Annotated in this window: 13 protein-coding genes and 1 riboswitch; of the genes, 7 read left to right on the forward strand and 6 right to left on the reverse strand. The window is 74.5% G+C overall.

What is annotated here, in order from left to right; all coding sequences use genetic code 11:
* Together thiS and thiO are read right to left on the reverse strand one after the other, a co-directional pair.
* Entirely contained in the window at positions 1-201 is a 201-nt protein-coding gene (thiS, locus tag ACIPM1_RS02275; RefSeq protein ID WP_402427729.1) for a sulfur carrier protein ThiS, read from the reverse strand.
* A complete protein-coding gene (gene thiO, locus ACIPM1_RS02280) occupies positions 198-1,409 on the reverse strand; it encodes a glycine oxidase ThiO (protein WP_402428165.1) in 1,212 nt (403 codons plus the stop codon). The genes thiS and thiO overlap by 4 nt, the downstream gene beginning before the upstream one ends.
* Between thiO and ACIPM1_RS02285 the strand changes: the two genes are divergently transcribed.
* The 7 genes from ACIPM1_RS02285 to ACIPM1_RS02315 all read left to right on the forward strand — a co-directional run bounded on the left by ACIPM1_RS02285 (position 1,348) and on the right by ACIPM1_RS02315 (position 6,814).
* A complete protein-coding gene (locus ACIPM1_RS02285) occupies positions 1,348-1,557 on the forward strand; it encodes a hypothetical protein (protein WP_402428194.1) in 210 nt (69 codons plus the stop codon). The two genes, thiO and ACIPM1_RS02285, sit on opposite strands and share 62 nt — an antisense overlap.
* Positions 1,524-1,635: riboswitch (TPP riboswitch) on the reverse strand. (Overlaps the previous gene by 34 nt.)
* A gap of 53 nt (positions 1,636-1,688) precedes the next feature.
* On the forward strand, positions 1,689-2,063 hold the full coding sequence (locus ACIPM1_RS02290; RefSeq protein ID WP_356187742.1) for a hypothetical protein: 375 nt from the start codon (positions 1,689-1,691) through the stop codon (positions 2,061-2,063).
* Between the two features lie 32 nt (positions 2,064-2,095).
* Positions 2,096-3,352 (forward strand): NAD(P)/FAD-dependent oxidoreductase, encoded by a 1,257-nt coding sequence (locus ACIPM1_RS02295; RefSeq protein ID WP_402427733.1) that lies wholly within the window; start codon positions 2,096-2,098, stop codon positions 3,350-3,352.
* A gap of 63 nt (positions 3,353-3,415) precedes the next feature.
* Positions 3,416-3,781, forward strand: a complete 366-nt coding sequence (locus tag ACIPM1_RS02300; RefSeq protein WP_356187738.1) for an Rv2175c family DNA-binding protein — start codon at positions 3,416-3,418, stop codon at positions 3,779-3,781.
* 144 nt (positions 3,782-3,925) lie between these two features.
* Entirely contained in the window at positions 3,926-4,585 is a 660-nt protein-coding gene (thiE, locus tag ACIPM1_RS02305) for a thiamine phosphate synthase (protein ID WP_402427737.1), read from the forward strand.
* Positions 4,586-4,853: 268 nt separating this feature from the next.
* Entirely contained in the window at positions 4,854-5,777 is a 924-nt protein-coding gene (metF, locus tag ACIPM1_RS02310) for a methylenetetrahydrofolate reductase [NAD(P)H] (RefSeq protein WP_356187734.1), read from the forward strand.
* A 56-nt stretch (positions 5,778-5,833) separates the two neighbouring features.
* Positions 5,834-6,814: a hypothetical protein gene (locus tag ACIPM1_RS02315; RefSeq protein ID WP_402427740.1), complete on the forward strand. Its 981-nt coding sequence runs from the start codon at positions 5,834-5,836 to the stop codon at positions 6,812-6,814.
* A gap of 89 nt (positions 6,815-6,903) precedes the next feature.
* On the opposite strand, the gene ACIPM1_RS02320 is transcribed toward ACIPM1_RS02315, so the two are convergent.
* The 4 genes from ACIPM1_RS02320 to ACIPM1_RS02335 form a co-directional block, all read right to left on the reverse strand.
* On the reverse strand, positions 6,904-8,415 hold the full coding sequence (locus ACIPM1_RS02320) for a phytoene desaturase family protein (protein WP_402427743.1): 1,512 nt from the start codon (positions 8,413-8,415) through the stop codon (positions 6,904-6,906).
* 503 nt (positions 8,416-8,918) lie between these two features.
* A complete protein-coding gene (locus tag ACIPM1_RS02325; protein WP_356187728.1) occupies positions 8,919-9,548 on the reverse strand; it encodes a TetR/AcrR family transcriptional regulator in 630 nt (209 codons plus the stop codon).
* A 137-nt stretch (positions 9,549-9,685) separates the two neighbouring features.
* Positions 9,686-11,770 (reverse strand): YhgE/Pip family protein, encoded by a 2,085-nt coding sequence (locus ACIPM1_RS02330; protein WP_402427746.1) that lies wholly within the window; start codon positions 11,768-11,770, stop codon positions 9,686-9,688.
* Positions 11,742-12,536 (reverse strand): ATP-binding cassette domain-containing protein, encoded by a 795-nt coding sequence (locus ACIPM1_RS02335; RefSeq protein ID WP_402428168.1) that lies wholly within the window; start codon positions 12,534-12,536, stop codon positions 11,742-11,744. Before ACIPM1_RS02335 ends, ACIPM1_RS02330 begins: the two co-directional genes overlap by 29 nt.
* Positions 12,537-12,691: the final 155 nt, after the last annotated feature.

Raw genomic sequence — 12,691 nt, forward strand, 5'->3', positions numbered from 1 at the left:
TCAGCCTCCCTGGACGGCGGTCAGCACTTCGACGCGGTCGCCGTCGGCCAGGGCCGTGGACGACCACCGTGTGCGCGGGACGACGGTCTCGTTGAGGGCGGCGGCCACTCCGGAGGGGGCGGCGGTCAGCATCGCCACGACGGTGTCCAGAGCCGTGCCGGACGCGACCTCGCGCGGCTCCCCGTTGACCGAGATGTTCATGCGGGCTGCTCCGAGAGTGCGGCGGCGCGGAAGCGGCGCGGGCTGAAGGGGCGGGCGTCGTCGGGCAGGTCGCCGGTGACCAGGGCGTGCGCCAGGACGTCCCCGGTGACCGGGGTGAGCAGCACGCCGTTGCGGTAGTGCCCGGTGGCCAGCAGCAGTCCGTCCAGGTCGGTCGGGCCGAGCAGCGGCGCGTTGTCGGGGGAGCCCGGACGCAGCCCGGCCCGGGTCTCCGTCAGCGGCAGCTCGGTGATCCCCGGCACCAGTTCGTGCGCGTCCCGCAGCAGCTCGTACACACCGCCCGCGGTCACCGTGGTGTCCCAGCCCAGCTCCTCGCTGGTCGCCCCGACCACCAGCTCGCCGTTCAGGCGCGGCACCAGGTAGACCTGGCCGCCGCGCACCACGGCCCGTACGGTCCGGCTCAGGAAGGGCGCGTACCGCTTCGGCACGGTCAGCCGCAGCACCTGTCCCTTCACCGGCCGCACCGGCGGCAGCACGTCGTCCTGCACGCCCGCGAGCCGGCCGCTGAGGCTGCCGGCCGCGAGCACCACGTGGCCCGCGCCCAGCACCGTGCCGTCGCGCAGCACGCAGCCCGCCGCCCGGTCCCGGACCACGGTCAGCCGCTCGGCCCAGGCGCGATGGAAGACCACGCCCGCCCGCTCGCACGCGGTCACCAGGGCGCGGGCCAGCCGCCGCGGGTCCACCTGGTGGTCGCCGTCCACCCGCAGACCGCCGCGCACGCCCGGCGCGAGCATCGGCTCCAGCCGCCGGCACTCGCGCCCCGACAGCCACTCGGAGTCCAGGCCCGACCGCCGCTGCAGCGCGTGCAGCTCCCGCAGATGGGCCCGGTCGTCGGCGTCCAGCGCGACGGCGAGCGTGCCGCACCGGCGGTAGCCGAGGTCGAGGCCGGTCAGTTCGGTCAGCTCGGCCGCGAAGTCCGGATAGCGGCGGGCCGAGGCGAGGTTCAGCCCGAGCAGGGTCTGCTCGCCGTGGTGCAGTTCGGTGACGGCGGCGAGCATCCCGGCCGCCACCTGCGCGGCCCCGCCGCCCGGCTCGGGATCCACCACGGCCGCGGTCAGGCCGCGCTGCGCCGCGCGCCAGGCGGTCACGAGCCCGATGATCCCGCCCCCGACGACCAGGACGTCCGCCGTGCCCGGCGAGGGGACGCCCGGGGACGCCGTGCCCGGCGACGGGGTGCCCGCGGGTGAGATGTCCGGGGACGTGCCCGGCGGCGGGGTGCCCGGAGGCGACGTACTCGAAGACGGCGTACTCGAAGACGGCGTACTCGAAGACGGCGTACTCGAAGACGGCGTACCTGAGGACGACATGGGCGTTCAGCCCCTCCCTTCGCCGGCATGACCCGGATCAGGTTCGTACGGTCGGAGGCCGCCAGCCTCCCTCTCAGCCCGGTGCGTCCGGGCTCCCGCGAGTGCTTGTACGGTGGCCACCCTAGCCCGCCGGGCACCGACCTCGTAAGGGAGCCTTCGCCCATGCCGCGCTCGCTCGACGGCCTCGTCCTCGCCCCCGTCGCCGACCAGGCCCCCGGCCAGGTGGGCACCCGCACCCGGTTCACCTACCACGAGCGGAACGGGGAGATCTGGGCCGAATACGCGGGCGGTGACGTCGTACGCGGCCATCTGGTGGGTATCCGGGAAGGGGACCGCCTCGACTTCCGGTACGTGCAGCTCAAGCACGACGGGACCACGTCCTGCGGGCACTGTGTGTCGACGGTGGTCGAACTGCCCGACGGGCGTGTCCGGTTGGAGGAGAGCTGGCAGTGGGAGTCGCAGCCGGGGAGCGGGACGAGCGTGGTGGAAGAGGTGACGGGCCCCGCTGTGCAGCAGGTCACCCCGTCCGCACCCTGACTGACCCTCCGTCAGGTGTCTATGGTGATCGGGTGAGCGAGCAGACGCAGGAACACGGCACGTCACAGCCGCGGCGCGTGGTCGTCGCCGGCGCGGGCATGGCCGGTGTGCAGACCGCCGTGGCCCTGCGCGAGCAGGGCTTCACCGGCACCGTGACGCTGATCGGCGCCGAGCCCCACCAGCCCTACGACCGGCCGCCCCTGTCCAAGGCCGTCCTGCTCGGCAAGGCCGAGGACTCCGCCTTCGACGTCGACTTCGAGGCCCTCGGCATCGAACTCCAGCTGGGCCGAGAGGCGCTCGCCGTACGGGTCGACGCGCACGTCCTCGACACCTCCGCCGGTCCCGTGCCCTACGACGTGCTCGTGCTGGCGACCGGCGCCGAACCGGTCCGGCTGCCGGGCGCCGAGGGCGTCCCCGGCGTCCACCTGCTGCGCACCCTGGACGACGCCGAACGGCTCCGCCCGGTCCTCGCCCGGCAGCACGACATCGTGGTCGTCGGGGCCGGGTGGATCGGCGCCGAGTTCGCTACTGCCGCCCGCGAGGCGGGCTGCGCGGTGACGGTCGTCGAGGCCGCGGACCGCCCGCTCGCCGGGGCGCTGCCCGCCGAGGTGGCCGCCCCGATGGCCGCCTGGTACGCCGACGCCGGCGCCGAGCTGCGCACCCAGGCGCGCGTGGCGCGCGTGGCGCCGGGCGCGGTGCTGCTCGACGACGGCACGCGGCTGCCCGCGGGCGCCGTCGTGGTCGGCATCGGCGCGCGCCCCGCCACCGGCTGGCTGGCCGGCTCCGGCATCCCCCTGGGCGCCCACGGCGAGGTCCTGGCCGACGACCACCTGCGCGCCGGCGCGCCGGACGTGTACGCGGTCGGCGACTGCGCCTCCTTCCCCTCGGGCCGTTACGGGGAGCGCCTGCTCGTCCACCACTGGGACAACGCGCTGCAGGGCCCACGCACCGTCGCGGCGAACATCCTGGGCGAGACCCCCGCGGTCTACGACCCGGTCCCGTACTTCTGGTCCGAGCAGTTCGGCCGCTTCGTGCAGTACGCCGGCCACCACGCGTCCGCCGACACGACCGTCCTGCGCGGCGACCCGTCCGGGCCGGCGTGGACGGTGTGCTGGCTGCGCGAGGGCCGCCTGGTGGCCCTGCTGGCGGTCGGCCGTCCGCGGGACCTCGCCCAGGGCAGACGCCTGATCGAGGCGGGCACGCCGATGGATCCCGCCCTGCTGGAGGACCCCGCGCGCCCGCTGAAGACGGCCACCGCCGAGGGGGCGCCGCCCACGGCGCCGGCGTAGGACCTGCCCCGGCCGGACGGGCCTGACTTCCGACTGTCGGTCCCAGATGGCACGCTTGATCCCGTGACCGAGATTGACGCAAAGATCGATGCTCTCGTCCCCGCCTGGCTCACCCTCCCCGACATCGCCGAACAGCTCGGCGTCGAGGTGACACGTGTGCGGCAGCTGGTCAAGGACGGCCAGCTCATCGCCGTACGCCGTGGTGAGAACCGCGCACTGCACGTCCCCGCCGCCTTCATCGACGGGGACAAGGTCGTCAAGGGGCTGTCCGGGACCCTGACGCTCCTGCGGGACGACGGTTTCACGGACGAAGAGATGCTGGAGTGGCTCTTCACCCCCGACCCGACCCTGCCCGGCACCCCCGCGCAGGCGCTGAGCGAGAATCGAGGCACGGAGGTGAAGCGCCGCGCCCAGGCGCTCGCCGTCTGATCCAGAACAACCGTTCCCACGGCGTACGGGCCGCGCCCACCGGGGCCGCGGCCGCGGCGGGCTGCGGCCCGCCGGGGTCACGGCCCCCCGGGGCGCGTCCCGTACGCCGACGACACAACGCACCGACACCGGGGGGATTCACGTATGCCCGACACCGCCGCCCGCGCCCGTGACCGGCTGGCCGACGCCCGGCTCTACCTGTGTACGGACGCCCGGACCCGCCAGGGCGACCTGCCCGAGTTCCTGGACGCGGTCCTGGCCGGCGGGGTGGACATCGTGCAACTGCGCGACAAGGGCATGGAGGCGGCCGAGGAGCTGGAGCACCTCCGGGTCTTCGCCGACGCCTGCGCCCGGCACGGCAGGATGCTCGCGGTCAACGACCGGGCGGACGTCGCGCACGCCGCCCGCGCCGACGTGCTCCACCTGGGCCAGGGCGACCTCCCGGTCCCCGCGGCCCGCGCGATCCTCGGCGGCGACGTGCTGATCGGCCGCTCCACGCACTCGAAGGCGGAGGCCGAGGCGGCCGCCGCGCAGGACGGCGTGGACTACTTCTGCACGGGCCCGTGCTGGCCCACGCCCACCAAGCCCGGCCGCCCCGCCCCGGGCCTGGACCTCGTCCGCCACACCGCCGCCCTCGGCACCGCCCGGCCCTGGTTCGCCATCGGCGGCATCGACCTCGGCAACCTGGACGAGGTCCTCGACGCGGGCGCCCGCCGCGTCGTCGTGGTCCGGGCGATCACCGCGGCGGACGACCCCGGCGCGGCGGCGGCGCGGTTCGCCGAGCGGCTGCGCCGGGCCGCGTAGGCGTCCCGGCCGGCCCGGTCCCGTCCTCCGGCCCCGGCCGCGTCCCGCCCTCGGTCCGGTCCCGTCCGGCCGGGGCGCAGCCGTCCCGGTATCAGCCGTCCCGGTACCGACCGGTCCGCGCCCAGCCGTCTCAGTCCGTGGACATCGGCGGCGTGTGGAGGGGGTTCCGCGGGGGCCGGATGTCCAAGGGGTGAACAACGAGTCGACAAATCAGGCAAATTTCCGGCTTTCGGTTGGGGGACCGGCGCACCCTGGATAACCTGCGAGTATGGCCCTCGGAACCGCATCCACCCGGACAGATCGCGCCCGGACCGTCCGCGACATCCTCGCCGCCGGCAAGGCGACGTACTCGTTCGAGTTCTGGGCGCCCAAGACGGAGAAGGGCGAGCGCAACCTGTGGAACGCGCTCCGGAGGGTCGAGGCGGTCGCCCCCGACTTCGTCTCCGTGACCTACGGCGCCGGCGGTTCCACCCGCTCGGGCACCGTGCGGGCCACCGAGCGGATCGCCGCCGACACCACGCTCACCCCGGTCGCCCATCTCACCGCGGTCAACCACTCCATCGCGGAACTGCGCAACATCATCGGCCAGTACGCCGACGCCGGGATCCGCAACATGCTGGCCGTGCGCGGCGACCCGCCCGGCGACCCGATGGGCGAGTGGGTGGCGCACCCGCAGGGCGTGACATACGCGGCCGAACTCGTCCGGCTCATCAAGGAGTCGGGCGACTTCTGCGTCGGCGTGGCCGCCTTCCCCGAGATGCACCCGCGCTCGGACCACTGGGACACCGACGTCGCGCACTTCGTCGACAAGTGCCGCGCCGGTGCCGACTACGCCATCACGCAGATGTTCTTCCGGCCCGAGTCGTATCTGCGCCTGCGCGACCGGGTCGCCGCGGCCGGCTGCGACACCCCGGTGATCCCGGAAGTGATGCCGGTCACCAGCGTCAAGATGCTGGAACGGCTGCCGCAGCTCAGCAACGCCTCGATCCCGGACGAGCTGAAAGAGCGGATCCTCACAGCCAAGGACGATCCGGCGGCTGTACGCTCGATCGGGATCGAGTTCGCCACGGAGTTCTGCGCGCGGCTGCTGGCCGAGGGAGTGCCCGGACTGCACTTCATCACGCTCAACAACTCCACGGCGACCCTGGAAATCTACGAGAACCTGGGCCTGCACCACCCCCCGCAGGCCTAGACCGGCCGCACCGCGATAGGACACACTGCGTAGCGGCCACTGGGAGAGGGGCGTACATGGGCTGGACGGTCCTCTACATCGCGTTCGGCGTCGTCGCGCTGTGGCTGCTCGGCGAGGTGCTGCTGCAGTACAAGGCGCGCCTGCGCTGGCGGCTGCTGGCCTTCGCCGGCTTCCTCGGCGTCGTGCTCGGCGTGCTGATCCCGTCCGTCGTCGTCATCGGCCTGGGCGCCGCCGCGTTCGCGGTCGGGCAGACCTACGTGACGCTGTCCTTCCGCCGCGGCTTCGCGGCGGGCTGGGCGGTCCGCGGTCCGGGCGCCGAGGCGGGCAGCAAGCGCCGCCGCGGCGAGGCGGACCACCAAGAGCCGACGCCGGCGGTCTCCGACCTCGAGGCCGGGAACGGCGGCCACGGCGACGCCGACGGCGTCCACGGCCGCGACAGCCTGTCGTACGGCGACGACTACGACCACGAGGACGTCTTCACCCCCGCCCGGCCCGACGCCCCCTCGCCCGCCGAGACCACCGCCGTGTACGAGCCGCAGCCCATGCCCGACGACACCGGCTCCTACGGCGTGTACGGCGACTCCGCCTCCGGCCACCCGGGCGGCACCGGCTCGGCCTACGCCACCGCCGGGCACCCCCAGGACCAGTACGCGACAGCCGCCCAGGGCGCCGACCAGGGCTACGCGTACGACTACTCCGGCTACGGCCAGCAGGGCTACGGCTACGACAGCGCCGGCCAGCAGCAGTACGCCGCCTACTCCGACCCGTACGTCGGCACCCAGAGCTACGGCGGCGCCTCCTACGACACCGGCTACGCGGGACAGCAGGGCTACGGCCAGGAGGGCTACGGGCAGGACGCGTACGCCGGCGGCTACGGCGGCGAGGCCCCGTCCGGCGGGGCCTGGGTCCCGCAGCAGCGCGGCGACGGCACCTACGGCGGTGAACTCCCGCCCGAGCAGTCCTACCCGTACCAGGGCCAGGGACAGGGCCAGGGCCAGCCGCACGGCAACGGGTTCGACGAGCAGTACCGTTTCTGACGAGCGGTACCGTCTCGTTCCGGGAGCGTCCGGGCGGGGCCGGTCTCCGGACCGCCGGTCAGGGCCGCCGGGTCAGGCCCGGCCCGCGCTCACTGCGAGCCCCTGAACTCCGGCCCCTCCACGATCAGCCCGGCCACCAGCGCCCCCGACATGCCCGCGTGCGGAAGGCCGCCGCCGGGATGCGACCAGCCGCCGACCCGGTACAGCCCGGGCAGGCGCGTGGTGTTCGCCGGGTGCAGGAAGCGGCCGCCTCCGGCGGCGAGCGCGGGAGCGGGCACGACCCCGAGGGGGGCGCCCGTCTCGGCCTGGGTGTGCGCGGGTGTGCGCACCTCGTGCCACAGCAGACGCTCCCTCAGGCCGGGCACCGCGGAGCCGGCGGCTTCCAGGAGCAGGTCGGCACAGTGCCGGACCACGGCTTCGTCCTCCCAGCCCACTTCGGGCGACATGACGGCGGACAGCACCACGGACTCGTGCGCGTCGTCCGGCCGGAGCGCGGGGTCGTCGGGGCGCAGCACGGTCACCGTGGGGCGCTCGGGTCGCTCGCCGCCGGGTGCGACCAGCAGATCCAGCTCGGACTCGAAGTCCGGTGCGTGGACGACCGTGCGGTGCGCGGCACCGGCCTCCCGCGCGCCGCGCAGGGCCAGCAGGACGGTGAACCGTGCGAACGGGGGTGAGAGCGTGCCGGCGCGCACATCACCTTCCTCGTCCAGCGGACGCTCCGTCAGGGCGCGCAGCCGCACCGGGTCCACGTCGGCCACCACCAGGTCGGCCCCCGCCGACGTGCCGTCGGCCAGCTCCACCCCTGCCGCCCGGCCGTCCCTCAGCAGGATCCGGGTGACCTCGGCACCGAAGACGAACGCGACCTTGCGCCGCACGCACCGCTCGTACACCGCCCGCGCCAGCTCGCGCATGCCGCCGCGCACGTACCAGGTGCCGAAGGCGTGCTCCATGTACGGCAGCACGGCGGCGCTCGCGGGGACCGTCCGGGGATCGAGACCGTACGCGAGCACCTGGGTCTCCAGGAGGGCGGCCAGCCGCTCGTCACGCAGCTCCCAGGAGCCGATCTCGCGCAGGGTCCGCGCCCGCCGCGTGCGCAGCAGCCGCTTGTGCGGCACGGCAGGGTACGGCTCCCGCTCGGCGAGTACCCGCCAGTCGGGCCACAGCGGCTCCTCCAGCAGCGGCCGCCGGGTGCGGTCCCAGGTCTCGCGGGCCCGCACCAGGAAGTCGCCCCAGCGCTGCCCGGCGCCCGCGCCCAGGGCCTCGTCCAGGGCCGCGACGACACCCGCGCGCGAGGCGTTCGGCAGGGACACCTCGGTGCCGTCCGCGAAGACGTGCCGCGCGGCCGGGTCGACCTGGACCAGCTCGACGACGTCCTCCAGCGCCTCCTTGCCGGTCTTGACGAAGAGGTCGCGGTAGACCGCGGGCAGCGGGAGCAGTCCCGGGCCGGTGTCGAAGGCGAAGCCGTCCCGCTCCACGCGGCGCACCGCTCCGCCGTACGTCTCCGTCCGCTCGTACACCGTCACCCGGTGGCCCGCGACGGCCAGCCGGGCGGCGGCCGCCATCGCGCCCATCCCGGCGCCGATCACCGCAATCCGTGCCATGCCGGCGACTTTATCGGCAGCCGCCGACAACCCCGGCGGCGGGGCGCTGACCAGCGCTTTCCCCGCAACGGACGGGAAGCGCGCGGGCCGGCCCGGCCGGTGGCCGCGGGCCCGCCGCGGGCGGCCGGGGAGCGGCGGCGCGCACGCGACCGGCACCGGGGGAGGCACCGGCGTCGTGGGGGCGCGTGCGCAGGAGTGAGTATCCGTACCTAGCCGGTGAGATGAGTACGCGCGCGGATGGGGCCCGACCTGCGCGGACGAGAGAGTGGAGGCACGGGAAGGGGCACGGCTCCGGTACCGCCGGCACGGGGCGGCGGAACGGAGCGGCCCTCGACCGCTCCTTCCGCCGGCTCGCGTCGGCGGGAGCGAGACACGGGGGAGCCCGGGGGAACGACCGTACGGGGGCCCAGGGGGAAAACGGGGGAGCACGAGAGGCGCCGGTGCGCGACGGCCCGCGGGGGACGCGGCCGTCGCACACCGGCGCCTTCCGCCGTGCGTGCCCGTCAGCGGCCGCCGCTCACCCGCCCCTGGAGCAGCCGGGACAGCGCCGCGTGGACGTCGTCCAGGGAGCGCTCCGGCTGGAAGGACTTCCAGTCCAGGGCCGCCACCAGCACCATGCCCACCAGCGCCGCCGCCGTCAGCTGCACGTCGATCTCGTCGCTGAACTCGCCGGCCGCCACGCCCTCGCGCAGGACGTTCTCGACGACCGCGACCGCCTCCTGCCGGACCACCATCAGCGTCGACTGCCAGGCCCGGTTGGTGCGCCACAGCTCGGCCACGTACAGCTGGGTGAAGGCCGGGTAGCGGTCGATGAAGACGAGTCCGGCCCGGACCATCGCGTCCAGGGCGTCGACCCGGCTGCCGCCCTCGCGGGCCGTCCGCTCCGCCGCCTCCCGCAGGGAGGCGGTGAGCAGTCCCACGCCGTGCCGCAGCAGCTCCTCGAAGAGGACCGACTTGCTCGCGAAGTTGTAGTAGACCGTGCCCTTGGCGACCCCCGCCCGCTCGGCGATCTCGTCCACCGTGGTGGCCGAGAAGCCCTGCTCGGCGATGAGCGTGACGGCTGCCTCGTAGAGCTTCTGCCGGGTGGCCTCGCGGCGGGTACGGCCGCCCGGCGTGGCGCTGCTGCGTTCCATGGCGTTGATTGTCACAGCAACGGACTCCGCGCAGGGCACCGAGGGCGCCGGTGGCCCCGAACGCCCCGGGGACGCGGAGGGCGCGGAGGCGGCCGGGGGAGCCGATCGCCCCGAGGGCGCCGGGGGCGTCGGCGCCGTCACAGGCTCAGCTCCGGGTGCAGCCGGTCCAGCGACCACACCTGGCGGCGGCGGGCCGCGAGCGCGGTCAGCGCGAGCGCGCCCGCGGTGAAGGCGGTGAGCACCGCGCAGGCCGTCCACACCGGGCCGAGGCCGCCCCCGGTGATGAGCCTGCGCAGGGCCCCGACGACGTAGCTCATCGGCAGGAACGGGTGGATCGCGTTGAAGAAGCCCGGACTGGTCTGCACGGGGTAGGTGCCGCCCGCGGACGTCAGCTGCAGCATCAGCAGGGCGAGCACGAGGATCCGGCCCGCCGCACCGAAGCGCGCGTTCAGCCACTGCACGATCGCCGCGAAGCACGCCGCCACCAGGAACAGGAAGCCGACCGTCCCCGCGGCCCGCACCATCTGGAGTCCGATCGCCCAGTGCAGCACCGCCATCAGGGCGGACGTCTGCAGCACGCCGACCGCCACCACCGGCAGCCAGCCCGCGAGCGCGATCCGCCGGGCCGAGGCGCCCGCGGCGAGCGCGCGCCGGTTCATCGGCGGGATCAGCATGTACGCCACCATGGCGCCCACCCACAGGGACAGCGGGATGAAGTACGGGGCGAAACCGGTGCCGTAGTTCGGCGCGTGGTGCAGGTCCCGCGCGGCGAGCTGGACCGGATCCGCCATGACGCCGGTGCGCGCGTCGCGGGACTTCTTGTCGTAGTCGGGGATCCGCGCGGCGCCGTCGTGCAGCCCGCCGGCGAGCTTGCCGGAGCCGTCGACCAGCTTGTACATGCCGCCGCTCAGGTCGTCGGCGCCCGTCCGGAGCTTGCCCACGCCCTGGTCGAGCCCGCTCGCGCCCGTGCTCGCGGTGCCCAGCCCCGCGTGCAGCTTCCTGGCGCCCGCGGCGACCTTCCCGGCGCCCGTGTTCAGCTGGTTGATCTTCTTGACGGCGTCGTCGAGGTCCTCGGACAGGTGGGGAGCGCGGACGGCGAGCGCCTGGGCCTGCTTCTGGAGCGTGCCGAGGTTGCCGTCGAGCGTCTTCAGGTCACCGTTCTGGTCCGCGATCAGCGTGTTCAGGTCGTCGGCGACGGCGGCCACGTCGGCGGCGGCCTGCTTGGCCTTCTTGAGGTCGGCGCAGGCGGGGTCCGGCAGGACGGGGTCGGCGCAGCGCCTCGCGTAGACGTCGTCCAGGACCTCGGAGGCCGCGTGCGCGCCCTTGGCGGCGCCCGGGGCCACCTTCACCAGCGTGTCGAGGTTGTGGCGCACGGCCTTGGCCGAGTCGGCCACCAGCCGGGCGGTGTCCCCGATCGTCCTCTCGTTCTTCTCGACGAACGGGCCCACCTTGCCGTCGACCGCGTTGACCTTGTCGGCGAGGGCCTGGGTGCCGTCGGCGACCCGCCGCGAGCCGTCCTCCAGGGAGGCGGCGCCGGTGGTGAGCCTGCGCAGGCCCTTGGACAGCTTGCCGCTGCCCTTCTTGGCCTCCGCCAGGCCCTCGGCGAGGTCCTTGGAGCCCTGCTCGGCCTTGCCGATGCCGCCCTTGAGCCGGTCGGCGCCGTCGGCCGCCGTCACGGTCTTGCCGTGGATCTCGGAGAAGGAGATGAAGATGCGGTCCAGGAAGGACCGGGACGCCTTGGTGGAGGCGGCGGTGCGGACCTCGCTGAAGACCGTCCGCGAGATCTGCCCGACGATGTAGTTGTTGGCGTCGTTCGTGCGGACCTGGAGCGCGCCGGTCTCCGGGGAGTCGCCCGCGCTGGAGGCGATCCGCCTGCTGAAGTCGGCGGGCATGGTCAGCGACAGGTAGTACGTGCCGTCCTCGACGCCCCTGCGGGCCTCGTCCGCGTCGACCCGGTGCCAGTCGAAGGTCTCGCTCTCGAGCAGGCCCTTGGTGAGGTCGTCGCCGGCCGTGATCCTCCTGCCGTCGGCGGTCGCGCCCCGGTCGTCGTTCACCAGCGCCACCGGGATGCGGTCCAGGCGGCTGTAGGGGTCCCAGAAGGACCACAGGTACAGGGCGCCGTAGAGCAGCGGCAGCACGAGCAGCGCCACCAGGGCGGCGCGGGGCAGCTTCCCCCGCCCGAAGCGCCTCAGCTCAAGCGCGGCCAGTTTCGGCGAGCGCATCGGCCGCCCCCTTCGCTTCGTCGTCGTTCGCCCGGTCGTCGTTCGCCGGGTCCTCGTTCGCCGGGTCCTCGTTCGCTTCGGCGCCGTTCGCCGGGGCGGTCTGCCTGGTGGAGACGGTCACCGCGCCGTCGGGGGCCTCGCTGCACGCCGCCAGCACGGTGGTCCCGGACTCGGCGAGGGAGGCGAGCAGCGCCCATACCTCGGCCCGTTCGCCGTTCGACAGCTTGAAGTCGGCGTCGTCGACGGCGAGCAGCCGGGGCGCCGACATGAGCGCCAGGGCGAGGGAGAGGCGCAGCGCCTCCAGCCGCTCCAGGTCCCGTACGGCGGTGCGGGAGCCCTTGGGCAGGGTGGCCGGGTCGAGGCCGGCGGCGGCCAGGGCGTCGTCGATCAGCAGCTTCGCCTCGGCCCTCCGCTCGACGCGGGGCCGCAGCAGCCCGCGCAGGGAGTCGCGGAACCGGCGCTGCAGCAGCGCCCGTTCGCGCAGGTGCTCGCCGACGGTGAGGGCCGGGTCGAGGTCGGTGACCCCGGCGACGTTGGCGAGCGCGCTGGCCCGGCGCAGGGCGGTCATCTGCCGGGGCAGCGCGAAACCGCCCACGACGGCCACTCCGTCGGTCGGCTTCATCCGGCCGGTGAGCGCGAGCAGCAGGCAGGTGCGGCCGGACCCGGACGGGCCCTCGACCGCGATCAGCGAACCGGGTCCGGCGTCGAGGCCGATGCCGCGGAACGCCCAGCCGCGCGGGCCCCGCAGCCCGAGGTCGCGGGCCATGACCCCGAGGCCGCCCGCCGTGTCCTGCGGGCGCTCCTCGGGGCTCTCCTGAGGGCCGTCCAAGGCTTCCCCTCCCCCTGTGCGGTGCAACCGGCCTTGCGTACCGGCTTTTTGAACTGACTGGTCAGTGCAAAAAGTACCCCGAACCTACGAGC

Origin of the sequence: Streptomyces sp. NPDC086766 (assembly GCF_044746005.1) — a bacterium.
Classification (GTDB): domain Bacteria; phylum Actinomycetota; class Actinomycetes; order Streptomycetales; family Streptomycetaceae; genus Streptomyces.

Excerpts from the sequence above, each read along its gene's own strand:
- ACIPM1_RS02330 (WP_402427746.1), bottom strand. The coding sequence starts at position 11,770 with ATGCGCTCGCCGAAACTGGCCGCGCTTGAGCTGAGGCGCTTCGGGCGG.
- thiS (WP_402427729.1), bottom strand. The coding sequence starts at position 201 with ATGAACATCTCGGTCAACGGGGAGCCGCGCGAGGTCGCGTCCGGCACG.
- ACIPM1_RS02325 (WP_356187728.1), bottom strand. The coding sequence starts at position 9,548 with ATGGAACGCAGCAGCGCCACGCCGGGCGGCCGTACCCGCCGCGAGGCC.
- ACIPM1_RS02320 (WP_402427743.1), bottom strand. The coding sequence starts at position 8,415 with ATGGCACGGATTGCGGTGATCGGCGCCGGGATGGGCGCGATGGCGGCC.
- ACIPM1_RS02335 (WP_402428168.1), bottom strand. The coding sequence starts at position 12,536 with ATGGCCCGCGACCTCGGGCTGCGGGGCCCGCGCGGCTGGGCGTTCCGC.
- ACIPM1_RS02290 (WP_356187742.1), top strand. The coding sequence starts at position 1,689 with ATGCCGCGCTCGCTCGACGGCCTCGTCCTCGCCCCCGTCGCCGACCAG.
- metF (WP_356187734.1), top strand. The coding sequence starts at position 4,854 with ATGGCCCTCGGAACCGCATCCACCCGGACAGATCGCGCCCGGACCGTC.
- thiE (WP_402427737.1), top strand. The coding sequence starts at position 3,926 with ATGCCCGACACCGCCGCCCGCGCCCGTGACCGGCTGGCCGACGCCCGG.
- ACIPM1_RS02315 (WP_402427740.1), top strand. The coding sequence starts at position 5,834 with ATGGGCTGGACGGTCCTCTACATCGCGTTCGGCGTCGTCGCGCTGTGG.